The organism is Nonomuraea glycinis (assembly GCF_014646515.1).
GTDB lineage: Bacteria > Actinomycetota > Actinomycetes > Streptosporangiales > Streptosporangiaceae > Nonomuraea > Nonomuraea glycinis.
On the sequence record NZ_BMNK01000014.1, the window covers coordinates 150,693 to 169,587 of the forward strand.

24 protein-coding genes and 1 tRNA gene are annotated in these 18,895 nt (G+C 67.7%); 14 read left to right on the forward strand and 11 right to left on the reverse strand.

The features are described from left to right. The first annotated feature begins 885 nt into the window (after nucleotides 1-885). The 5 genes from IEY87_RS32320 to IEY87_RS32340 all read left to right on the forward strand — a co-directional run bounded on the left by IEY87_RS32320 (nucleotide 886) and on the right by IEY87_RS32340 (nucleotide 3,977). The gene (locus IEY87_RS32320; protein WP_189142617.1) at nucleotides 886-1,800 is read left to right on the forward strand and encodes a tetratricopeptide repeat protein; all 915 of its coding nucleotides are present in this window, start codon (nucleotides 886-888) and stop codon (nucleotides 1,798-1,800) included. Nucleotides 1,801-2,042: 242 nt separating this feature from the next. Next, entirely contained in the window at nucleotides 2,043-2,303 is a 261-nt protein-coding gene (locus IEY87_RS32325; protein WP_189142618.1) for a type II toxin-antitoxin system Phd/YefM family antitoxin, read from the forward strand. Further along, the gene (locus tag IEY87_RS32330; RefSeq protein ID WP_189142619.1) at nucleotides 2,288-2,695 is read left to right on the forward strand and encodes a PIN domain-containing protein; all 408 of its coding nucleotides are present in this window, start codon (nucleotides 2,288-2,290) and stop codon (nucleotides 2,693-2,695) included. Before IEY87_RS32325 ends, IEY87_RS32330 begins: the two co-directional genes overlap by 16 nt. Before the next feature lie 84 nt (nucleotides 2,696-2,779). Next, nucleotides 2,780-2,847, forward strand: a tRNA-Phe gene (locus IEY87_RS32335). A gap of 374 nt (nucleotides 2,848-3,221) precedes the next feature. Continuing rightward, on the forward strand, nucleotides 3,222-3,977 hold the full coding sequence (locus IEY87_RS32340) for a hypothetical protein (protein ID WP_189142620.1): 756 nt from the start codon (nucleotides 3,222-3,224) through the stop codon (nucleotides 3,975-3,977). A 329-nt stretch (nucleotides 3,978-4,306) separates the two neighbouring features. On the opposite strand, the gene IEY87_RS32345 is transcribed toward IEY87_RS32340, so the two are convergent. Beyond that, nucleotides 4,307-5,311 (reverse strand): helix-turn-helix transcriptional regulator, encoded by a 1,005-nt coding sequence (locus tag IEY87_RS32345; RefSeq protein ID WP_189142621.1) that lies wholly within the window; start codon nucleotides 5,309-5,311, stop codon nucleotides 4,307-4,309. 90 nt (nucleotides 5,312-5,401) lie between these two features. Between IEY87_RS32345 and IEY87_RS32350 the strand changes: the two genes are divergently transcribed. Both IEY87_RS32350 and IEY87_RS32355 read left to right on the forward strand, forming a co-directional pair. Further along, nucleotides 5,402-5,806, forward strand: a complete 405-nt coding sequence (locus tag IEY87_RS32350) for a VOC family protein (protein ID WP_189142622.1) — start codon at nucleotides 5,402-5,404, stop codon at nucleotides 5,804-5,806. Nucleotides 5,807-5,879: 73 nt separating this feature from the next. Beyond that, on the forward strand, nucleotides 5,880-6,314 hold the full coding sequence (locus IEY87_RS32355) for a formyltransferase family protein (protein WP_189142623.1): 435 nt from the start codon (nucleotides 5,880-5,882) through the stop codon (nucleotides 6,312-6,314). A gap of 27 nt (nucleotides 6,315-6,341) precedes the next feature. Here the strand turns inward: IEY87_RS32355 and IEY87_RS47275 are convergent, their stop codons facing one another. After that, a complete protein-coding gene (locus IEY87_RS47275; RefSeq protein ID WP_372462275.1) occupies nucleotides 6,342-6,524 on the reverse strand; it encodes a tyrosine-type recombinase/integrase in 183 nt (60 codons plus the stop codon). An 81-nt stretch (nucleotides 6,525-6,605) separates the two neighbouring features. Here IEY87_RS47275 and IEY87_RS32365 point away from each other — a divergent pair, with 81 nt between their 5' ends. After that, entirely contained in the window at nucleotides 6,606-6,872 is a 267-nt protein-coding gene (locus IEY87_RS32365) for a type II toxin-antitoxin system Phd/YefM family antitoxin (RefSeq protein ID WP_189142624.1), read from the forward strand. Further along, the gene (locus tag IEY87_RS32370; RefSeq protein WP_185083431.1) at nucleotides 6,869-7,129 is read left to right on the forward strand and encodes a Txe/YoeB family addiction module toxin; all 261 of its coding nucleotides are present in this window, start codon (nucleotides 6,869-6,871) and stop codon (nucleotides 7,127-7,129) included. Before IEY87_RS32365 ends, IEY87_RS32370 begins: the two co-directional genes overlap by 4 nt. Nucleotides 7,130-7,295: 166 nt before the next feature. Here IEY87_RS32370 and IEY87_RS32375 read toward each other — a convergent pair whose 3' ends face one another. Both IEY87_RS32375 and IEY87_RS32380 read right to left on the reverse strand, forming a co-directional pair. After that, nucleotides 7,296-8,003, reverse strand: a complete 708-nt coding sequence (locus tag IEY87_RS32375) for a hypothetical protein (RefSeq protein WP_189142625.1) — start codon at nucleotides 8,001-8,003, stop codon at nucleotides 7,296-7,298. A 327-nt stretch (nucleotides 8,004-8,330) separates the two neighbouring features. Next, nucleotides 8,331-8,837, reverse strand: coding sequence for a site-specific integrase (locus IEY87_RS32380; protein WP_225277852.1), 507 nt, complete (start codon nucleotides 8,835-8,837; stop codon nucleotides 8,331-8,333). A 33-nt stretch (nucleotides 8,838-8,870) separates the two neighbouring features. Here IEY87_RS32380 and IEY87_RS32385 point away from each other — a divergent pair, with 33 nt between their 5' ends. Further along, nucleotides 8,871-9,230 carry a carboxymuconolactone decarboxylase family protein gene (locus IEY87_RS32385; protein ID WP_189142627.1) on the forward strand — a complete coding sequence of 120 codons (360 nt, stop codon included), beginning with the start codon at nucleotides 8,871-8,873 and terminating at the stop codon, nucleotides 9,228-9,230. A 273-nt stretch (nucleotides 9,231-9,503) separates the two neighbouring features. Here IEY87_RS32385 and IEY87_RS32390 read toward each other — a convergent pair whose 3' ends face one another. Then, complete coding sequence (locus IEY87_RS32390) at nucleotides 9,504-9,899, reverse strand: OsmC family protein (protein ID WP_189142628.1); 396 nt, start codon at nucleotides 9,897-9,899, stop codon at nucleotides 9,504-9,506. 161 nt (nucleotides 9,900-10,060) lie between these two features. On the opposite strand from IEY87_RS32390, the gene IEY87_RS32395 reads away from it, so the two are divergent. The 3 genes from IEY87_RS32395 (at nucleotide 10,061) to IEY87_RS32405 (ending at nucleotide 12,630) form a co-directional block, all read left to right on the forward strand. Continuing rightward, nucleotides 10,061-10,429 carry a DUF427 domain-containing protein gene (locus IEY87_RS32395; RefSeq protein WP_189142629.1) on the forward strand — a complete coding sequence of 123 codons (369 nt, stop codon included), beginning with the start codon at nucleotides 10,061-10,063 and terminating at the stop codon, nucleotides 10,427-10,429. Between the two features lie 456 nt (nucleotides 10,430-10,885). After that, nucleotides 10,886-11,884 carry an RNA polymerase subunit sigma-70 gene (locus IEY87_RS32400; RefSeq protein ID WP_189142630.1) on the forward strand — a complete coding sequence of 333 codons (999 nt, stop codon included), beginning with the start codon at nucleotides 10,886-10,888 and terminating at the stop codon, nucleotides 11,882-11,884. A 5-nt stretch (nucleotides 11,885-11,889) separates the two neighbouring features. After that, nucleotides 11,890-12,630 (forward strand): DUF6069 family protein, encoded by a 741-nt coding sequence (locus IEY87_RS32405; RefSeq protein WP_189142631.1) that lies wholly within the window; start codon nucleotides 11,890-11,892, stop codon nucleotides 12,628-12,630. A gap of 84 nt (nucleotides 12,631-12,714) precedes the next feature. Here the strand turns inward: IEY87_RS32405 and IEY87_RS32410 are convergent, their stop codons facing one another. The 3 genes from IEY87_RS32410 to IEY87_RS32420 are packed head-to-tail and all read right to left on the reverse strand — an operon-like array spanning nucleotide 12,715 to nucleotide 15,140. After that, a complete protein-coding gene (locus IEY87_RS32410; protein WP_189142632.1) occupies nucleotides 12,715-13,872 on the reverse strand; it encodes an acyltransferase family protein in 1,158 nt (385 codons plus the stop codon). After that, nucleotides 13,869-14,516, reverse strand: a complete 648-nt coding sequence (locus tag IEY87_RS32415; RefSeq protein WP_189142633.1) for a TetR/AcrR family transcriptional regulator — start codon at nucleotides 14,514-14,516, stop codon at nucleotides 13,869-13,871. Before IEY87_RS32415 ends, IEY87_RS32410 begins: the two co-directional genes overlap by 4 nt. Nucleotides 14,517-14,567: 51 nt before the next feature. After that, entirely contained in the window at nucleotides 14,568-15,140 is a 573-nt protein-coding gene (locus IEY87_RS32420) for a DUF3159 domain-containing protein (RefSeq protein ID WP_225277850.1), read from the reverse strand. Nucleotides 15,141-15,199: 59 nt separating this feature from the next. On the opposite strand from IEY87_RS32420, the gene IEY87_RS32425 reads away from it, so the two are divergent. After that, nucleotides 15,200-15,721: a PadR family transcriptional regulator gene (locus IEY87_RS32425; protein WP_189142634.1), complete on the forward strand. Its 522-nt coding sequence runs from the start codon at nucleotides 15,200-15,202 to the stop codon at nucleotides 15,719-15,721. 105 nt (nucleotides 15,722-15,826) lie between these two features. On the opposite strand, the gene IEY87_RS32430 is transcribed toward IEY87_RS32425, so the two are convergent. The 3 genes from IEY87_RS32430 to IEY87_RS32440 form a co-directional block, all read right to left on the reverse strand. Then, nucleotides 15,827-16,807: an endonuclease/exonuclease/phosphatase family protein gene (locus IEY87_RS32430; protein ID WP_189142721.1), complete on the reverse strand. Its 981-nt coding sequence runs from the start codon at nucleotides 16,805-16,807 to the stop codon at nucleotides 15,827-15,829. A gap of 151 nt (nucleotides 16,808-16,958) precedes the next feature. Continuing rightward, entirely contained in the window at nucleotides 16,959-17,903 is a 945-nt protein-coding gene (locus IEY87_RS32435) for an EamA family transporter (protein ID WP_189142635.1), read from the reverse strand. Further along, a complete protein-coding gene (locus tag IEY87_RS32440; protein ID WP_189142636.1) occupies nucleotides 17,900-18,892 on the reverse strand; it encodes an N-acetylglucosamine kinase in 993 nt (330 codons plus the stop codon). The genes IEY87_RS32435 and IEY87_RS32440 overlap by 4 nt, the downstream gene beginning before the upstream one ends. Nucleotides 18,893-18,895 lie beyond the last annotated feature (3 nt).

Below are 18,895 nucleotides of genomic sequence, written 5' to 3' on the forward strand. Positions count from 1 at the left end.
TTTGCCTTCACCCAGGTGCTGATCGCCACCGGCTCCTGCCCACGCCGCCTCCAACTGCCGGGCGCCGACCTCGATGGCGTCTGCTACCCGCGCCACCGCGACCACAGCGAGTATTTGGGCAGGGCCCTGCGCGCGGCTTGCGCGACGCCGAGCTGACGGACCTGACGATCGTGCACAACCCGTCCGGCAGCAAGGCGAACTGTCCAGGCGCATGCTCCTGGACATCCTGCGCAGGGAAGAGACCGACCGTGACATCGTCGTGCCGACCCAACTCGTCATCCGGGGCAGCGCCGCGCCGCCTCGCTCATAGCCCGGGACTTTCCAACGAAGGACGGCCGCCGCAGCTCTCCTTCGATCGGACCTGCCACCGCACTGATGACGGCGACGCTGACGGCAACGTCGGCGACCAAACGCACACGGACAGCACCACTGGCGGCCGCGTACCCCGAGGTCACCGCCTGCGAACAGGGCGATCGCTACACCTGAAAAGCGGAAGGTCGGCGGTTCGACCCCGCCCCTGACCACAGTAGATGGCCAGCCAAGATGCCCCGTAGCGAAGATCGCTCCGGGGCGTTTTGTGTCTGCTGACGGCAACGCCAGGCGGATGGTCGCCTGCAGGGAGCGGCAAGTACGAACCGGGAAACATTAGGCCCAGAATGCACCTAACAGGGCGAGTCGACTAGACCGGCAACCCCTCTCAGGGCGCCCATCCTGGTGGCCATGCGAGAGATCGGCTCTGGGGCCTGTTTCTAGATCACGTGCGAGCCCGATGAGCGATGAGCAAGACGCCGTTGGCGAGGATGCCCTGCCGTTGTTCGTGACGTGATCCAGTGATCGAGGCGATTCTCGCGTACACGCAGATTGTGATCATTATCGTGTCGTGTCATGAGCGACATGGCGGATATCGAGTCGGTGCGTAGGGCGGCCGGCGTGTCCCTTCAGTACTTCTGGGAGGCCACTGAGCACGACACGTTTGATGACCTGGAGGACGAGGACGGGGTGAGGAACGCCTACGCAGCCATCCAGGCTGCCGTTCCCGACGACTCCACCAGCGCCGTGTGCCTGACGGTGCTGGCCTTGGGGAAGCTGCGGGCCCACTTGAACGACGTTTCTGCCGGCGGTGAGGACCACTTCGAGGCGCATGACGATCCGCCTGCCGGGTTGGATGAAGATGACGAGCTCGGACGGGAGTTGGCGAGGGAGGTGGTGGAGGCCGCGCGACTTGCCCTCAGACTTCAGCCGGACGATAACCTCGCGGCGTTCTCGCTCGCGTGCGCACTGCACTGGCTGAGCGAAGATCAGTCGGCGGCAGCCGCTTACCGTGAGGCGCTGCGTATCGACCCTTACGATGACATTGCCAGGGCGCGTGTGGAAGAACTGGAGGACGTTGAACTTCCTGATCCGCCGACAAGGATCACTACCCGTCATCCCTACGGATTTCACTTGTTGGAGATGACCCGCCTGGTAGGCCATAGCGGAAGCACCAAGGGGCAGGTCTGGCTACTGAACGACGTGTTCACCGTCCGGAGCGCGGCGGATGACTATCTCTCCGAATGGCTGGACAGCCGTGGCCAGGGACTGGGCGAAGACTTCGGGGTGTGGACCCACGTCCCCGGCGGCCAAAGCGGAGGAACGGAGCTGGCCGAGGTGATTCGGCAAGCCCCAGCCGGTGGTCCGGAGATCGACTGGTCCCGAATGTTCCTGCCGTCCTTGATGCCCGATCGGAGGCTTCCGGCCGGCCATCCAATCCGCTGGCTGGGGCAGCTGCACTTCTTCGGCTACACCGAGCACGACGATTAGGGCGTGCTCGTCGGATCATGGGGCGGGGTCGCGCAGCCAGATCTTGATGGACGCGACATGAAACGCGGGGAGTCGCCGTACTGGCCCGGGGCGGTCAGCTTGGTGATCGGGCGGCAGTGTCGATGCCGCCCCCCGCGGGCTGGTCGCGGGCGGGGACGTCCTTACTGCTCGGGCAGGTCCCGCCAGGGACAGCCGGTCCGGGTCCGCCGGTCCGATCCTCGTGGATCAGATAATCTGATTTTATGAAGGTGATGACTGCCACTGAAGCGTCTCGAAGCTTTGCGACGGTTCTCGATGAGGCCGAGCGTGGAGAAACGATCGTGGTGACTCGTGGTGGGAAGCAGATTGCTGTGATCGGTCCTGCGCCGACAGCGCCGGGGCGTATGGTCAAGGCGTTTCTGGCAAGCAGGGTGGGGACGTTGGACGCCGATTTCGAAGCTGATGTCGCGGCGGCCCGCGAGGCGATCGACAACGAGATGAGGGGCACGTGGCCCGACGCCTGATCCTTGACACCGGTGTGCTCACTGCCGCCGAGCGAGGCAAGGCATCCGTGGACGCGGTGATAGGAGACGCCGATGACGTGGCGATCTCGGCGATCACCGTGGCCGAATTGCTCGTCGGCGTGGAGCTGGCCGATGCGGCACGACGGCCCGATCGGCAGGCCTTTGTGGATCAGGTTCTCGCGTTGATCCCTGTCGAGGAGTACACGACGGACGTCGCCAGGGTCCACGCCCGTCTTATGGCGCATGTCCGACGAGAGGGCAAGTCGCGAGGCGCGTACGATCTGCTGATCGCGGCTACGGCCGCGGCGACCGCGAGAACGGTGCTGACGATGGATGCGTCCGCCGCATTCGACGATCTCCCTGGCGTGCGCGCTCAGGTGGTTCCTCGCTGAATGCCGACGGCAACCCTGACGGCAACGTTCATCACCGTAGCCATACATGAGACGCCGTTGGTGGCCTCCGGCCGCTAGAGCGCGGTAGGTCGGCAGAGCGATCGCCACGCCTGAAAAGCGGAAGGTCGGCGGTTCGACCCCGCCCCTGACCACAGTAGATGACCAGCCAAGATGCCCCGAAGCGATCACCGCTCCGGGGCGTTTTTGTGTCTAACTGACGGCAACGTCGTTGTACGGTTCCCGTACCTGCGACTTCTAGGATCCGAGTGTGTCTGAGAGGCTCCCGATCCTGTCGGTCTTGGGGTTTACCGTCGGTGCTCCTGTGGGCGTGCACTCGGCGGGAGGACGACCGGTGGCAGAGGTGCTGCGGAGGATCAACTATGAGGACGACGTCGAGTACGGACAGTTCTATGTGGGGGGCTTCGGGCCTGATCTGGACGGTTCCGCGATCTCCCACCCGCACCTTAGGGTGTCGAATCACCTGGGCATCGAATGCGACATCATTCACGGTAGAGCTGATGTACGTGTGGAGATCTGGGACGCCGAGCCTGCGGCGGCTGCCGCTCCTTGGGTGCTGACTTGGGAGATCGCCTACCTCGCCGGTTCGGGAATCGTCGGTGTGGGAGGCGAGGTGTGGCCTGACCGGCTGCTGCTGGGGCCGTCGTACTTCCTGTACGGCCTGCGCGCCTACCGGGTCCCGTCGGTCTGGGGCAGAGGCCACGAGTTCTATGAGGATCCGCGGACCGAGCATGTGCTGCTGCGGTTCTGGCCGATCCGGGACGTCTTCGACCCCGTCCTGCATGCCCGGCCGGAGAGGACGACGACGGAGCCCCGGCCGTCCGCGTACGTTCCCGCCACAGATTGGCCGGCCCTGCGGCGTCAGCCCGACCTGTCAGAGCCCGACGCGGCCGATGATCCCGGCAACGAGGACAGGGAGGCCGCTGCCATCAGGAGGACCCGTGCCCGGATCGCCAGGCAGCTCAATCCCGACGCTGCACCCACCTTCACGATCCTCAGGCGGCACGCGGAAGATCCTCGGAGCCTCTTGAGTGCCGACACCGGCGCGACCTGCCGGGTCCGGCTCTGGCGGCCGGTGGGGGAGGGCGAGCCCGGTGTCCTCGGCGTCGACCGGCGGATCGAAAGTGAGGACGGCTCCCGCGACGGGGTGCTGGTCTCCGCGATCGTGACCGTGCTCGACGAGGACGGCGAACTGCTGACGGTCCGGGACGCGACCGAGGCGGAGGCCGCACGTGTGCTGGCCGTGGAGCGGGCCTGGCAGTGACGGCTGGTGAGCCGTGCCTTGGGCGATACCCGCAGGTTTCTCATCAGCAGGGGCAAGAGCGGGGTTCGAAGGCATCAGTCGTGATGGCGACGCCGTGCGCCCGGCGTAGTACGGGCTGCATCGGTTGCCGACGGCCGACCTTCCTGGCGACGAGGGGTGTTCAGCGAGAGCCTCCTGTCATGGCATGCGTGTGGCGACGCGGTGGTTCATCGAGCGCGAGGACGCTGGGAGGTTCGGGGCTGTCAGCGATCCAGCGCAGTCGCCGGAAGCTTTGCCAGCAGGCTTCAACGCCAGTGTCGGGTCGTGCGGAGACGGAGCGCGAGCAATGGTCATAAGTTGTGCATTGGCTGATCTGGTTCGTCTCCGTTGGGTTCGCCGGTTGGACCGTGTCCACCGGTGTAACGGGCGGTGAGCTCGGCACCGATCCTCGCCAGCTCGGCTTGGACGGATGGTGGTTCGATTACTTCGATCATGGCGCCCCAGCCGGCGAGGTTTCGGGCGATGTCCAGCGGAGTCGGTGCAGCGAGGTGGACCCGGGCACGGCCGTGGTCGAGTTCGGCGTCGGTACGGCAGTGCCGGCCGAACTGGGTTCGCAGGACTGGCACGAATCTGGCCTCGATGAGGACAGTTGCCCAGATGCGTGAACGCCGCTGCTCCACCTCGTTGACGACGTGTTGCCAGGCGCCGTGGAGGGTGAAGTTGTCGGGGCGTTCGGCGGGCTGGTCGGTCGGATCGGCTGTGATGATCCGGTCGACTCGGAAGGTTCGCTGCCCTCGTTCGGTTCCGGCGAGCAGGTACCAGATGTCGTCCTTGTCGACCAGACCCCAAGGGTCGACCAGCCGTTCGGTGCGCTCTCGGGTGCTGTTGGTGTAGGTGAGGCGGACTTTGCACTGGCGGATGACGGCGGCCTGCAGCAGGTCGACCATCTCGGGGCGGCGGCGGTCACGCTCGCCCCACCGGGTGGGGTCGATCATTGTGGCACCGGCGGCGGCCTCGGCGTCAGCGCGGAAGGTTGGTGGCAGCGCCCGCAGGAGTTTGCGCAGCGCCGCTTTGGCCTCACCGGAGACGGCTGCGGCTGGGCCGACAAGCAGGAACAGCGCCTGGGCCTCGGTGGCCGACAGGCCGGACAGGTCAGTGCGGGCACCGCCGAGTAGCGACCAGCCGCCACCGCGTCCGGGCTGGGGGTAGACCGGGATACCCGCCGCGGACAGCGCCCCCAGGTCCCGGCGGGCGGTGGCGACCGATACCTCGAGCTCGTCGGCCAGCTCGGCGGCGGTCACCCTGCCGCGGGCTTGCATGATCAGGAGGGCGGCGACGAGACGGTCAGCGCGCATATTCTTCCGACTCCCGGACAAAGTGGTCAGTTGGTGAGCACTTTAGGCGAAAGGATGGTTCTCATCACCGGCCGAAGGAAGGAATCAGCAATGTTGCGAGGATTCGCCACGATCAGCTACTGGGCAGACGACATGGAGGCGGCGTCGCGGTGGTACGCCGAACTGCTGGAGGTCGAGCCGTACTTCGTGCGCCCGATCGTGGGGCCGCCCGCCTACGTCGAGTTCCGCATCGGCGACAGCCAGGACGAGCTGGGGCTGATCGACCGCCGGTACGCGCCGACGGGCGCGGCGTCCGGCCCCGGCGGAGTCGTCATGTACTGGCACGTTGACGACGTCGAAGCGACGTTCCAGAAGCTACTGTCGATGGGCGCCAAGGAGTACCAGCCGATCACTCCTAGGGAGTCGGGGTTCGTGACGGCTTCTGTGGTCGACCCATTCGGGAACGTGCTGGGCATCATGTACAACCCGCACTACCTGGAGATCTTGGGCCGATGATCCACTGTGCCTACGCCGCCCAGGCTGACGGCCTACACCGCCCGCGGAGATTGTCCGGGAGGGTGCCCGAACAATGCCGCCGCCAATAGTGGCACGATCTGCCCGTGAGGGCGCGGAATCGGACGACAACGATGTGGTCGTCACCGCCGGTTACATGAAGAAGCTCGGTCCAGCGACGCTCACCGCCTATGACCAGCGCATCTTCAACATTCACCCCGCTCTCCTCCCCAAGTACGGTGGGCGCGGGATGTACGGTCTGCATGTTCACCGGGCCGTCCTGGCAGCAGGCGAGATGATCTCTGGGGCGTCCGTTCATCTTGTGACAGCCGAATATGACGAAGGTCCCATCGTTGCTCGTCGAGAGGTCCCCGTCTTTCCCGGAGACGATCCAGAGAGCCTGGCAGAGCGGGTCTTGGCCGCCGAGCACATCCTCTTGCCCTCGGCAATCCGGGACATGGCGGTCCAATCGATGAGTGACGGTCAACAGGAGAGCGCCCCGGCGCGATGACGGTGCCGGGGCGGTGGGCTTCGTGACCTATCCGAGGCCAGCGCCAAGCTTGCCGAGAGCGCTTCGCTTCTCGTCGAGGGATCCATGGGCGTAGATCGTCATGGTGGCCTCGATGTTGCTGTGGCCGACGATGTCGCGGACGACCTGGGGCGGGAAGCCGAGGTTGAGCAGGAGCGTCGCGCAGGTGCGGCGGAGGTGGTGGAAGCGCATCTCGCCGAGGTTGCGGCGTCGTGGATTGCTTCCGGGGGCCCATTCGGACTTTTGATGTACATTATCCTGTACACTGATGGCATGAAGGTGATGACCATGTCCGAATCGCGGGCCAACTACGCCGCCACCCTCGACTCTGTCATCGACGACCAGGAAGAAGTCCTCATCACCCGCCCCGGCGGAGAAGGCGTCGTCATGGTGTCGCAGCACGAATACGAATCGATGCGCGAGACGCTCTATCTGATGGCCTCTCCTGTCAACCGCAGGCGACTGTCGGAGGCGGTCGCCCGTCTGGAGGCCGGAGGCGGCACCGTCCGCGAACTGGCCGACGAGGACACCAGCTCATGAAGATCCTTTTCGATGAACTTGCCTGGGAGGACTACTGCTTCTGGCAGCGCGAAGATCGACGCATCCTCAAACGGATCAACCAGCTGATCGCCGACATAGGCCGCAACGAGAACGAAGGCATCGGCAAACCAGAGCCGCTTAAGTACGAATGGTCCGGCTACTGGTCCCGGCGTATTACCTCAGAACACCGGCTCGTCTACCGCGTCAATGACGACACCGTCATGATCGCCGCCTGTCGATACCACTACGAGAAGTAGCACCCGCCCAGCCGACAGACAAACCAAAGCATTTCCCCCCGTTTTCGGGGGCGCGTCGGAGCTTTGCGACGGTTCTCGATGAGGTCTGGCGTCCGCCGTCCCTGACGGACGCCACCCGACGCCGCCGCCTGGCGGGCGACCGCGCCGCCGCTGGCTGAGCCCGGGATCACCACGTCCAGTACGAGCGCGCCTCGGCCTTCCACGTCTTGGGGAAGTACTGGTGGATGCGGAAGGCCATGCCCTTGTCGCGCGCGATGTACTGGTCCCGGTCCAGCTTCCTGGTGATCGGCCCGCTCAGGTCGCCCTTGTTGTCCCACCAGGACTCCCACTGCTTGATGCAGGTCTGGCCGCTGATGTATTGGTTGGAGCAGGGAGCGGGCGGCGACCAGATCTGCGTGTGGCCGAACTTGATCACCTTGCCGGACGACTCCTCGGTGAGCGTTCCCCACGCCTTGAGACAGTAGCCCGTGGCCGGGATGTCCCACTTCACATAGTGCTGCGGGCCCGAGGTGGCGAACGTCCGCAAGTTCTCGCACTTGGCGTCGCCGATCTGCTCCTTGGTCACACGCAGCCGGTAGTAGGTGCCGTTGCCGCTCCAGCCGTCCAGCGTCACCCAGTCGCCGTCGCGCACGAACTTCTCACCGTAGTTCGGCGGCCACGTCTTCGGATCACCCCAGCTGATCTCCGAGGTGGTCGCCGACAGCGGCTTCCACGCCCACTGCCCGGCCACCTTGCCGTCGGCCCAGTATTGCCCGGCGCTCCGTGCCGCGATTCGCGAGTACTGACCGTAGTCGTCCCCGGACGTCGCCGACGCCGGCAAGCCCGTCGTCGCGAGCACGGCGACCGTCGCCGTTCCAAGAGCCACAAGTCTCATCGATCGTTCCTCTCAAGCCGCGAAGCGCCCATCCCATCACCTCCGAACCTGGGATCCGCCCGCTTCAAGATTCGTGGAACCGATTCAAGCCGTACCAGGGTCTACCTGCGAAAACGAGGCTGGTACGGCTACCCCCCGGCAAGCCGACATACTTAGCCGAATTGAATACACAGAGTGAGGCCGCGCTCGCGCTTCTTGTTTTCAGGGAGAGGCGTTACAGCCGTAACGGCTTACCCCCTCCCATGTCTGAGGCCAGGCGCCCGCCCCCGGACGGGTGAGTGACGAAGAGAGTGACATCTAACACCTCTTCTAACAGCTTGGCTCCCGCTACTCGTCGATCGCCTGAGCGACGACGTCGGCGGCCGAGGCTTCCGCCGCGCGGATCACGTGGGCGTAGACCCTGAGAGTGATCGAGGGGTCGGCGTGGCCGAGGCGGGCCGCCACGACGTGGATGGGCACGCCGGCCAGGAGCAGTGTGGTCGCGTGAATGTGGCGGAGGTCGTGCAGCCTGGCATGCGGGAGCCGGTCGTTCGGGTGCGCCTGGTTGCAGCGCTTGATGAGGATCGGGAACAGCGAGCTGGATCCGTCGATGAAGGACGCCGAGCCTCTGATGACGAGCTGCTTGGCGTCCAGGTCCACGTCCGGCCAACGGAGGTGGAGGAGCTCGCCACGGCGGGCGCCGGTGTAGGCCGCCAGGTGGAGGAAGGGCCAAAGGCGGTGTTCGCGGGCGTACTGGAGGAATGCTTTGAGCTGGTCTGTGGTCCAGACTGTGCCAGGTCCGCTGATCTCGCGGCGGGGACGTTCAACCTTCTCGACCGGCTGACGGTCCGGCATCACATCCTCGTCCGGCACCGATAGCGTGATTCCGTGACGAACGTTCCCCATCCAGACGAGTTCCGCCATAACCGGGCCGAAGGCAACGACGCGCTGCGTACCACGGGTTCGGTCGTGGAGTCATTCTTCGCGTTGGACGGCGCCGCCTACGCGCCCGGGGCCCTGCCGAAGGGGATCAAGGAGCTGATGGGTCTGGTCATCTCGGTGACGAAGGATTGCGAGGAGTGCGTCTATTACCACCTGGAGCAATGCGAGCAGGAAGGCGTCGGCCGGGAGCAGGTGCTGGAGGCACTGCATATAGCGATGGTAGGAGCCGGTTCGGTCACGGTGCCGCTGCTCCGCCGAGCCATCATCTTCATGGACCGGTTGCCGGGCCTGGCAAAGCCGACGTGACCGGCAAAAGTCGTTATCGCGGCAAGGTTCGGAGTCGTCCCAGACACTGCGGAACGCCCACCCGGTGCGAGCCTTGCGACGTCGCCCGCACGGAACGCTCTACAAGCCCTCAGACGCAACCTCGTGATCCCACACCATCGGTGGCCGTCGTGAGGGTGGAACCTCACCTGCCGGAAGGATGCCAGATCGGAACGCTTGCTCATGCCGCCAACCGCGTGCTCATGCGCCGTAGCGGTGCGGAAGTCCTCGTTGGTCGCGTTCCCGGATGGTCGGTTAGCCGATCCTCTGCACGGTGGCACCCCGTCGGATGGCGCGGGGGATCTCGGCGACGGAGTCCACGGTGTCGATCAGGTGGGCGATGCTCTCGGCTGGAGCGGTGGAGCTGACGTCGACGGTGTAGGTGATCCCGGTTGATGTCCAGCTCTCGGTGTCGAAGCCGCCGGCTGCGGAAACGCACACTCCCTGGAGTTCGATTCCCAGTGCGGCGGCCTCCCGGTAAAGGTCGTTGAGGATGCATCCCGCGGCCGCGAGGTGAAGGAGATGTCCTCCGGTGAAGTCCGCCCTGACGCTCACACCCTCGGGCGTCCACCGATGAGGGAAATGCACTGCGTGCTCGTCCGTCACCTTCAGCGATCCCGCGCTCACGATCACGTTGAAACGATCGTTCATGATTCGGCTCCCGGCACCTCGGGTGTACGGACGTGAGACAAGAGTCGTCCTACACGTCGCAGCCGCCAACGGCAACACAGCACTCCCTCACACGGGAACGCCCGCTCATGCCGCGAAGCGTCACGCTGGCGGCCGCGGGGGACGTTTGATGGGATCGGTCTATGAACACACGAGGACATGAAATCGAGGTCACGCCTGTATCGGATCAGGTCGTGGTGCGAGTCAGAGACGTGGTCATCGCGACCTCCTCCCGGCCGATCGTGCTCACCGAGACGGGCTGTCCACCGCGGTACTACCTGCCGTCGGCCGACGTGAAGATGGACATGCTCAGATCATCGACAACGACGTCGCACTGCCCGTTCAAGGGCGATGCCGCCTACTGGTCGGTTCAGATCGGTGACGGTGTGGCCGAGGACGTGGTCTGGTCCTACCCGGAGCCGTTCCCGAGGGTGGAGGAGATCGCCGGATTGCTCGCCTTCTGGGCCGAGAAGCCAGGCGTCACGCTCGAGGTGAACGGGCAGGCCGCGTAAGCGTCGCGGGTTGCGATCGCCGCTACGCGCAACGGACTGTCCGCCCTGACGGCGGTTGATCCCTGTTGAGGAGTACACGACGGACGTTGCTAGAGTCCACGCCCGGCGCATGTCCGACGAGAGGGTGAGTCGCGAGGCGCGTACGATCTGCTGATCGCGGCTACCCTGACGGCAACGTTCATCACCGTAGCCATACATGAGGCGCCGTTGGTGGCCTCCGGCCGCTAGAGCGCGGTAGGTCGGCAGAGCGATCGCCACGCCCGAAAAGCGGAAGGTCTGCGGTTCGACCTCGCCCCTGACCACATGAGATGACGAGCCGAGATGCCCCGTAGCGATTATCGCTCCGGGGCGGTTTTTCGTCGCTGGGTCGCCATGCCGGCCGGCTCTGGTGATGAGTTGTCGTGCTCGCGGCCGTCATATCTACGACGGGACACGACGAGGCGGAAGGGTGACGTGATGGGTGCGGATACGCGGCTGGAGGAGCTGGGCGTGAGTGGGCTGGGTGAGGTCGACGAGCCGGCGTTCTCGGGGCTGGCGGAGCGGCATCGGCGGGAGTTGCACGTGCACTGCTACCGGATGCTCGGGTCGTTCGAGGACGCCGAGGACACCGTACAGGAGACGTTTCTGCGGGCTTGGCGGCGGCGGGAGACCTTCGAGGGGCGGTCGACGTTCCGGGCCTGGCTGTATCGGATCGCGACCAACGCCTGCCTGGACCTGCTGGCCAAGGTTCGGCCGGAGCCTGCGACCGGGGGCGAGGCGCTGTGGCTGCAGCCCTATCCGGACCGGTTGCTCGACGAGTTGCCCGCCGGCGACGCGGACGAGCCGGAGGCCGTCGCCGTCGCGCGGGAGACGATCGAGCTGGCGTACCTGGTCGCGGTCCAGCATCTCGCGCCGCGCCCGCGGGCCGTGCTGATCCTGCGGGACGTGCTCGGCTGGCCGGCGAAGGAGGTCGCGGAGCTCCTCGGGGACTCCGTCAACTCCGTGAACAGCGCGCTGCAGCGGGCCCGCGCCGGCATGCGGGAGCACCTGCCCGCCGAGCGGCAGGACTGGACCGGCGGCGAGGAGGACGCCGGGACGCGCGAGCTGGTGCGCCGCTATACCGACGCCAGCGTGGCCACGGACATCGGCGGGCTCGCCGCGCTCCTGCGGGACGACGTCCGCTTCTCGATGCCGCCCACGCCGGGCCTGTACGTCGGCCGCGACACGGTGGTGAACGACTGGGTCGAGCACGGCTTCGAGGACATGAAGCACCTGCGCGCCGTGCCCACCTCGGTGAACCGGCAGCCTGCCGTCGCCTTCTACCTCTGGCGGGAGCGGGAGGGCGCGTACCTGCCGCTGACGATCGACGTCCTGCGCGTCACCGGCGGAGCGATCACCGAGATCGTCACGTTCCACGACGACCGGTTCGCGCGGCTCGGGCTGCCGGAGCGCCTGCCGGCGGACGGCACGGAGTAGCCCGGGTGCGGACGCTCGCGCTGCGCGGTGGTGCGCGGGCCGCGGTGGTCGCGGCGGAGTGGTGTGACGCGTTCGGCGTCGTCACTAGCGGGCGGGTGCAACTGGAGTTGCGCGACGGCGAGCCCGGGCCGGTCCTCGGACGCGGCGCCGGGTTCTGGCTCCGCGGCACCGGCGTCCGCGCCCTGCGGAACCCCGGCCATCGGACGGCGAGGGTGCGCGTCGTCACCCCCAGGGGCAAGCGTCCCCCTCAGCGCCGGAACCGTCACACACCAGTCATCGAACGATGGAGGAACGACATGAGCAGCATGAATGACACCGGGGGCGTGGCAGCGCGCCGGACCAGCCGTACTACCCACTGGCTTCGCGGGCTCGCCGGCACCGGCTTCGTCGCCACGCTCGTGGCGATGGCGGCCACCACCCTCGCCGCCGCGCTCGCCCAGGTCGTCGGTGTCGGCTTCGAGGTCCCCGATGGTGGCGAGGCGATCCCGTTGTCCGGGTTCGCCGTGGTGACCGGCTTCTTCTCGGTCGTGGGCGTCGTCATTGCCGCCGCTCTTCTCCGGTGGAGCGCGCGCCCGGCCGAGCGGTTCGTGTGGACGGCGGTGTCGCTGACCGCGATCTCGCTGGTCCCGCCCTTCCTGGTCGGGGCGAGCACCGCCACCGCCACAGCCCTCCTCGGGCTGCACCTCGTCCCCGCGGCGGTGATGATCCCCGTCCTGGCGCGGAGCCTCCGCACCCGGGCCGATTGACGATCCCGCGACGGGGTCTTATCAAGAAAGAGCCCCAGGAATTCCTCCTGAGGGCTCTTTCCTTTTACGCCGGTGGTCGCTGGTTCAGAGCACTTTCCGGGCGCCTGGCAGGGCGCGTACCAGGTACGCGATCGCCCAGCACAGCGGCAGTGCGAGGGCGACGAGCAGCGCGCCCTTCGCGACCGCGGGCGCCTGTACGTCGCGGAGGGCGTAGCCCAGGCCGACCAGCACGGCCGGGTGGATGACGTAGACGGTGAAGGCGTGCTCGGACAGGAAGCGGCGGCGGCGTCCCTGGTGGTTGAGGCGCTCCCGGAACAGCACCAGAAAGCCGAGGATGACGCCGACGGCGAGCGTCGTCTCGAAGGTCGCCACCAGCAGCGACTGCGTGGTTCCGTGCCCCATGCTCGCCTCCGGGGCGGAGATCAGGACGAAGAGGAGGCCGACCGCGGCGACGGCCGCGGTGGCGAACCCGATCCGGCCGGTCGCTCTGGACAGGCCCCCCAGCCAGCCGCGCCGGGTCGCGATCAGTCCGATGACGAACAGCGCCGCGTACTGCGGAAGGTAGGCGGGTGAGGGCAGCCCCAGGAGCGATTCGCCCATCGGCACCGCGATGCGCCACAGGTAGGTCGCCAGGGCCAGCCCGGCGGTGAACCCGGCGATCGCGACGGCGCCGGGTGCCCGGCCCGTGGCCAGGACCGGGGCCGATGCGCGCCGGCCCTCGGCGGTCAGCAGCCTCCAGATGACGTAGAGCGCGCTGAACACGAACAGCACCTCGACGAACCACATCGGCCCCGGGGTGAACGACTGCAGGTAGTACTCCCAGTAGGGCAGCTCGGCCCCTTGCTGGGCGGCGGCGTCTCTCGCCTTGAGGTATCGGCCGACCGTTGCCAGAGGGCGGACCGCCAGCAGCCAGAGCAGCAGCGGGACGCCCAGGCGTAGCAGCCGCTCCCTCATGAATGGCCCGGCCCCCTTGCGGTCGTAGGACCCCGGCACGAAGAGAGCTGAGATGAGGAAGAAGGCGCCCATGAAGAACGCCTGGTTGAGCACGATCACGATGTCCAGGAGCGTGCCCGAGGCGTCGGTCGGCGGTTCGAGGTAGTACCAGTTCGGGATGTTGCTGTAGGCGAGCACGGAGTGGTGGATCACCACGAGCGCCATCAGGGCGGTGCGTAAGTTGTCGATGTAGAAGAGCCGCGCGGAGGTGGTGGGCGGCGCGGTGAGCTGGTTGACGTGCTGGGTCATCGATTTGCCGTTTCTTCAGGGTGTCCGGCTCGGGTGGCATGCTCGAACAGGTCCGCCAGCTCGTCCGCGTGCGCTTCCAGGTCATGTTCGGGGTTGGTCACCCAGTAGGCGAACATCTGATCGACCGCGGCCTGCACGCTGACGGCCATCACGCGGCAGTCGAAGGAGCGGAACTCGCCGTTCTCCTGGCCGCGGCGGAACAACGCCTCCCGCGCTTGGTAGATCGGCTCGTTGAAGGCGACGCCGTAGCGCGGCCTGCGGTCGGGGGTGCGGAGATTGTTGCGGATCTCGCCGAGGGCGAGCAGGTGGGAGCGGTGATTCCGCATGTACGCGGCGACCGCGCGGATGTCCGCCCGCAGCTCGCCGGCCGCCGTGGTCTCCTTCTCCTTCAGCGGTACGACGAAGGCGACGATCCCGAGGTAGACCTGCTCGACGATCTGCTCCATCAGCTCGGTCTTGCCGGCGAAATGGTAGGAGATCACGCCTTTGCTGATGCCGGCGCGCTCGGCGATGCGTGCCAGTGAGGTGTTGGCATAGCCCAACTCCATGAAGGTCTCGATGGCGCTCTCGATGATCTGGGTGCGGCGGGCCTCCTCAATGAACGACGGCTGTTTCTGGCCATCTGGCTTCTTTTCTGACCGCATGGCCAAAAAGTAGTACATGCGGCCAGAAGAACGCAACCTGGAGCCGCGAGGTCAGCCGGCGGGCACCCGCCGCACCCGCTTGGGATACCAGGCGGTGAAGGCCGAGGGGAGGACGAAGGAGAGCACCTTGATGGCGATGACCAGCGTCGTGGCATGCGGGGAGGTGTGCAGGACGAGTGTCAGCGAGAGCGCGGCGACGGTGAAGGCCACGGCCCACACGGTGGTGATGACGGCGTTGACGCGGTAGAACCGCGGGGTCTCCCAGACCTCCTTCGGCGCCATGGAGCGCGCGATGCCGAGCGTGAACGGCCTGCGCAGGGCCAGTGAGCCCCAGGCGGTGCCCGCCAGCCAGACGTTGACCAGCGCGGGACCGTACGGAGTGAGGGGTGAGTGCGGGTCCGCGAGGGACAGCGCCGTGAGGCAGGTGAAGAAGATCGCCGCGCTGCTCTCGATCACCATCTCGTCCCAGCCCTTGCCCGCTCTGCGGTCGAGGGCGACGAGGGCAAGGGCGAGGGTGAGGCCGGTGATGGCGCCCCAGCGCCACTCGTCGCCGGTGGCGATGACCGCGTAGGCGATCCATGGCAGGAAGCCGAGCAGGCCGCGCATGATCAGGTGTCCCTTCACATTCCTATAGTGACAGGTCGAAGCTAGAACTTCCTGGGCTGACATGTCAATATAGGAATATGAGCCTTCGACACGCCGTGCTGGGACTGCTCTCCGAAGGGCCCGCGAGCGGATACGACCTGATGAAGCTGTTCGACGTCTCGCTGTCGAACGTGTGGCCGGCCACGCAGAGCCAGCTCTACGCCGAGCTCGGCAAACTGGCCGACGCCGGCCTCGTGGACGTGTCGGCCGAGGGCCCCCGCGGCCGCAAGGAATACGCGATCACCGATGACGGCCTGGCGGAGCTGCGCCGCTGGATCACCGACGTCGAGCCGACCAGGGTGCTCCGCAGCGACATGCTGCTCCGCGTCTTCTTCCTGGCCCAGGTCGCACCCGAGCAGGCCCGCGCGTACCTGAGCCACCAGGCGGCGCTGGCCGGCAGGCACCTGGAGAGCCTGAAGAGGATCGGGGAGCTCCTCGAGAGCGGCCAGGACAACCTCTCGGTGTACGGCAAGATCACCCTTGAGTACGGTCGGCGCCTGGCCGAGGCACAGCAGGGCTGGGCCGAATGGGCCGAAACCGAAGTCGCCCCAGATCGCTGAGTGCCGCTAGGTGTCGTGCCCGGTCACCGGACGCGCAGGTCGGCGAAGAGCGCGGCGTGGTCGGTCATTGGACGCGCAGGTCGGCGAAGAGCGCGGCGTGGTCGGTCATTGGACGCGCAGGTCGGCGAAGAGCGCGGCGTGGTCGGAGCCGGGGATGTCGTACACCTGCGTCGTCACCGCACCGGCGCGGCCGTCGGTCAGCACGTGGTCGATGGTCACCAGCGGGGGGAGCCTGCTCATCGGCCAGGTCGGCGCCAGCCCGCGCCCGGTGGCCGCCCCCGCGTCGGTGTAGCCGGTGTCGAGCAGCCGTCGGAACACGGCGTGGTCCAGCGTCGCGTTGAAGTCGCCGGCCAGGATGCGCGGCGGCCCGTCGGACGGGGCGGGCGGCAGCGTGGCGATGCCCGCCTCCCACTCGCCCACGGTCCCCGGGACCGGCGCCACCGGGTGCACGACCACCACCTCCACGGCCGAGCCGCCGGGCAGCGCCACCTGCGCCACCGGCATGTGGTGCCCCACCGGCCGGAACAGCCCCGCCCGCTCCCGCAGCGGGTGGCGCGCGTAGATGCCGCTGCCCTCGGGTCCGCGCGGCATCGGCTGGGTGACCTCGTACGGCAGCAGGTCCTCCAGCCCGGCCGCCGCCAGCCGGTCCCGCGCCGACCAGGTCAGCTCCTGCACGCTGAACACGTCCACGTCGAGTGTCCGTACGAGATCGACGAGGACCTGGGCGTCGCCCCGGCCGCCGTTGAGGTTCGCGGTCAGCAGGCGCAGCGGCCGGCCCTCGGTCGGCGCCGCGCCGGCGATCGCGCGTGGCACCACGAGCCCGGCCAGACAGACGCACACCGCGAGGAGGATCGCCACGGCCGCCCGGCTCCTGGCCCAGCCCGCGCAGGCCAGCGCCACCAGCGCGGCCACCCCGAAGTACGGCGTGAACGACACCAGCGGCACCAGGAGGAACCCGGCCTCCAGCCCGCCCAGCCGCATCGCCGTCCCGGCCGCGAACACCACCGCCACCACGACGGCCAGTCGCGCCGCCCGAGCCCGCCTGGGCCGCACCCGCAGCACCGGCTTCTGCACACCGTCTTTCATGAGCACGGCCACGAACTCTAGGCGGCCATTCTTAAACTCCCATGAGTGGCGTCCGGCGCGCCCCCAGGGACGGGTTGGACACCAGGTGTGGCACGACCAATATCCGCTCGCCCCGCCCCGCCGCGTCCCTGCCCGGGAACGGATGGCGAGGTCAGGGCTGGGTGGCGTCCGGCGACGGCGCTACGGCATCCGCGTCCCTGACCGACGCGTCGTCGTTGCGCTTCTCGTCGCTGTAGACCATCAGGGTCGAGCCGGCCAGGGCGAGCACGATGCCGATGGCCCCGTAGACCGACGGCAGCGTCTGGTAGACCGCCAGGGACAGCACGATCGTCAGGACCGGGGCGAGCGCGTTGGTGATGGGGGCCACGACCGCGGCCTTGCCCCGGCTGAGCGCCATCACCAGGAACAGCGCGCCGGCGGCGTTGAGCACCTGGGTCACCGCGGTCAGCGCGGGCGCCTGCCAGGGGGCGCCGCTGGGCAGGCCGCCCATCATCACCAGCGCCACGGGGATCAGCAGCAGCCCGCTGATCGTCATCCAGCCGAAGATGGTGCCGTCGTTGATGCCGAGGAGCGCGCCTTTGCGCATGAAGAACGCCTGCGCGCCCCAGGCCACGCAGATCACGATGGCCAGCGGCAGCCACGGGCCGGTCACATCCGCGTTGCCGTCGCCGCCGGAGATGCTGAACAGGACGATCGCGGCCAGCGCGGCGACCGCACCGATGACGGCGAGCCGTTGGATCCGCTCGCGGAGCAGCGCCACGGCCATGAGCACGGTGATCACCGGGGACAGCGACACCAGCGGGAAGATCAGGTAGGCGGGGCCGTTCGACAGCGCCTGGAACAGGAGCAACTGCCCGCCCGCGCCGGTGAGCCCGGCGAGCAGTCCGTAGACGGCTGCGACGGGCCGCCGGTCGAACCGGTTGCCGCGCAGCGCGAAGTAGGCGGGGATCAGCATGGTGAACGCCCAGATGACGTACACCATCTCGTTCGGGTAGCCGTACAGGCTGGTGGGGAGGTTGGAGAAGGCGCCCCACACGCCCCAGAAGACGACCAGCAGGGTCGCGTAGAGTATCCAGCTTCTTCTGACAGTGATCATGAGCCTTCTCCTTCTCCTGCGGTCGTGGGCACCGGGGTGGAGCGCAAGCGGTCGAGCGCCGCCTGGTCAAGGGGGGTGCCGGCGAGTTTCGCCGCGTAGAGCGCGGCTCCGACGACGGGCTCGTACAGGGGGTCGCGCAGCTCGTAACCGGCCATGTCCCGGGTGAAGGCGCTGAGCACCGCGCCGGACTTGAACGTGCCGCCGGAGTACGAGACCGGTACGCGCTCGCCGGGCTCGAAACCGAGCTGATCACGAGTGGCGTGCACCAGCAGCGCGAGCTCGCGCCCGGCCTCGGACAGGATGGCGGCGGCGCACTCGTCGCCCAGGTCGGCCGCCTCGACGACCCGCGGGGTGAGGGCCGCGATGTCACCGCGGCTGCCGCGCCACTGGTTGAACACGACATCGATGACGTTGAGGTCCGACGCGAGGGCGAGATGCCGCCGGAAGACCTCGGCCAGCGGGCCCTCCGGCAGCCGGCCGTCGCTCATCCGGGAGAACGCGTTGAGGCCGCGGACCGCGATCCAGTACGCGGAGCCCTCGTCGCCGAACAGCTCCCCCCAGCCGCCCACGCGCACTCCGCGCCCGGCCCGTTCGCCGTAGGTCATCGAGCCGGTGCCGCTCAGGACGTTGATGCCGTCCGCCGCGCCGAGCGAGCCGGCCCACCCGCACACCGTGTCGTTGTCGCAGGCGTAGCGGTCGTGGCCGAGCACGGCTCGCGGCGCGGCGTCCAGGATGGGGATGTCCCCGGGAGCCTCGCCGTAGCCCGGCAGGCCGAAGAAGGCGTACGCGATGTCGGAGGGCTTGATGCCCGCGTCCGCGCAGACCGAGGCGACGCCCTGTTCGAGGGCGCGCTCGACGAGGCCGATGCCTTCCGAGGCTTGCGAGAAGTAGTAGCTGCCGGCGGTCCGCGCCTGCCCGGCTACGTTCCCGTCCTGGTCGACCAGGCAGAAGGCGGTTTTGGTACCACCGCCGTCGACGCCGAGAAACATCGT

Bases quoted from the DNA above. Each gene is read 5' to 3' on its own strand.
- IEY87_RS32320 (WP_189142617.1), top strand. From the start codon at position 886: ATGAGCGACATGGCGGATATCGAGTCGGTGCGTAGGGCGGCCGGCGTG.
- IEY87_RS32325 (WP_189142618.1), top strand. From the start codon at position 2,043: ATGAAGGTGATGACTGCCACTGAAGCGTCTCGAAGCTTTGCGACGGTT.
- IEY87_RS32345 (WP_189142621.1), bottom strand. From the start codon at position 5,311: ATGCGCGCTGACCGTCTCGTCGCCGCCCTCCTGATCATGCAAGCCCGC.
- IEY87_RS32350 (WP_189142622.1), top strand. From the start codon at position 5,402: ATGTTGCGAGGATTCGCCACGATCAGCTACTGGGCAGACGACATGGAG.
- IEY87_RS32355 (WP_189142623.1), top strand. From the start codon at position 5,880: ATGCCGCCGCCAATAGTGGCACGATCTGCCCGTGAGGGCGCGGAATCG.
- IEY87_RS47275 (WP_372462275.1), bottom strand. From the start codon at position 6,524: ATGCGCTTCCACCACCTCCGCCGCACCTGCGCGACGCTCCTGCTCAAC.
- IEY87_RS32365 (WP_189142624.1), top strand. From the start codon at position 6,606: ATGAAGGTGATGACCATGTCCGAATCGCGGGCCAACTACGCCGCCACC.
- IEY87_RS32370 (WP_185083431.1), top strand. From the start codon at position 6,869: ATGAAGATCCTTTTCGATGAACTTGCCTGGGAGGACTACTGCTTCTGG.
- IEY87_RS32375 (WP_189142625.1), bottom strand. From the start codon at position 8,003: ATGAGACTTGTGGCTCTTGGAACGGCGACGGTCGCCGTGCTCGCGACG.
- IEY87_RS32380 (WP_225277852.1), bottom strand. From the start codon at position 8,837: ATGCCGGACCGTCAGCCGGTCGAGAAGGTTGAACGTCCCCGCCGCGAG.
- IEY87_RS32390 (WP_189142628.1), bottom strand. From the start codon at position 9,899: ATGAACGATCGTTTCAACGTGATCGTGAGCGCGGGATCGCTGAAGGTG.
- IEY87_RS32395 (WP_189142629.1), top strand. From the start codon at position 10,061: ATGAACACACGAGGACATGAAATCGAGGTCACGCCTGTATCGGATCAG.
- IEY87_RS32400 (WP_189142630.1), top strand. From the start codon at position 10,886: ATGGGTGCGGATACGCGGCTGGAGGAGCTGGGCGTGAGTGGGCTGGGT.
- IEY87_RS32410 (WP_189142632.1), bottom strand. From the start codon at position 13,872: ATGACCCAGCACGTCAACCAGCTCACCGCGCCGCCCACCACCTCCGCG.
- IEY87_RS32415 (WP_189142633.1), bottom strand. From the start codon at position 14,516: ATGCGGTCAGAAAAGAAGCCAGATGGCCAGAAACAGCCGTCGTTCATT.
- IEY87_RS32425 (WP_189142634.1), top strand. From the start codon at position 15,200: ATGAGCCTTCGACACGCCGTGCTGGGACTGCTCTCCGAAGGGCCCGCG.
- IEY87_RS32430 (WP_189142721.1), bottom strand. From the start codon at position 16,807: ATGAAAGACGGTGTGCAGAAGCCGGTGCTGCGGGTGCGGCCCAGGCGG.
- IEY87_RS32435 (WP_189142635.1), bottom strand. From the start codon at position 17,903: ATGATCACTGTCAGAAGAAGCTGGATACTCTACGCGACCCTGCTGGTC.
- IEY87_RS32440 (WP_189142636.1), bottom strand. From the start codon at position 18,892: ATGTTTCTCGGCGTCGACGGCGGTGGTACCAAAACCGCCTTCTGCCTG.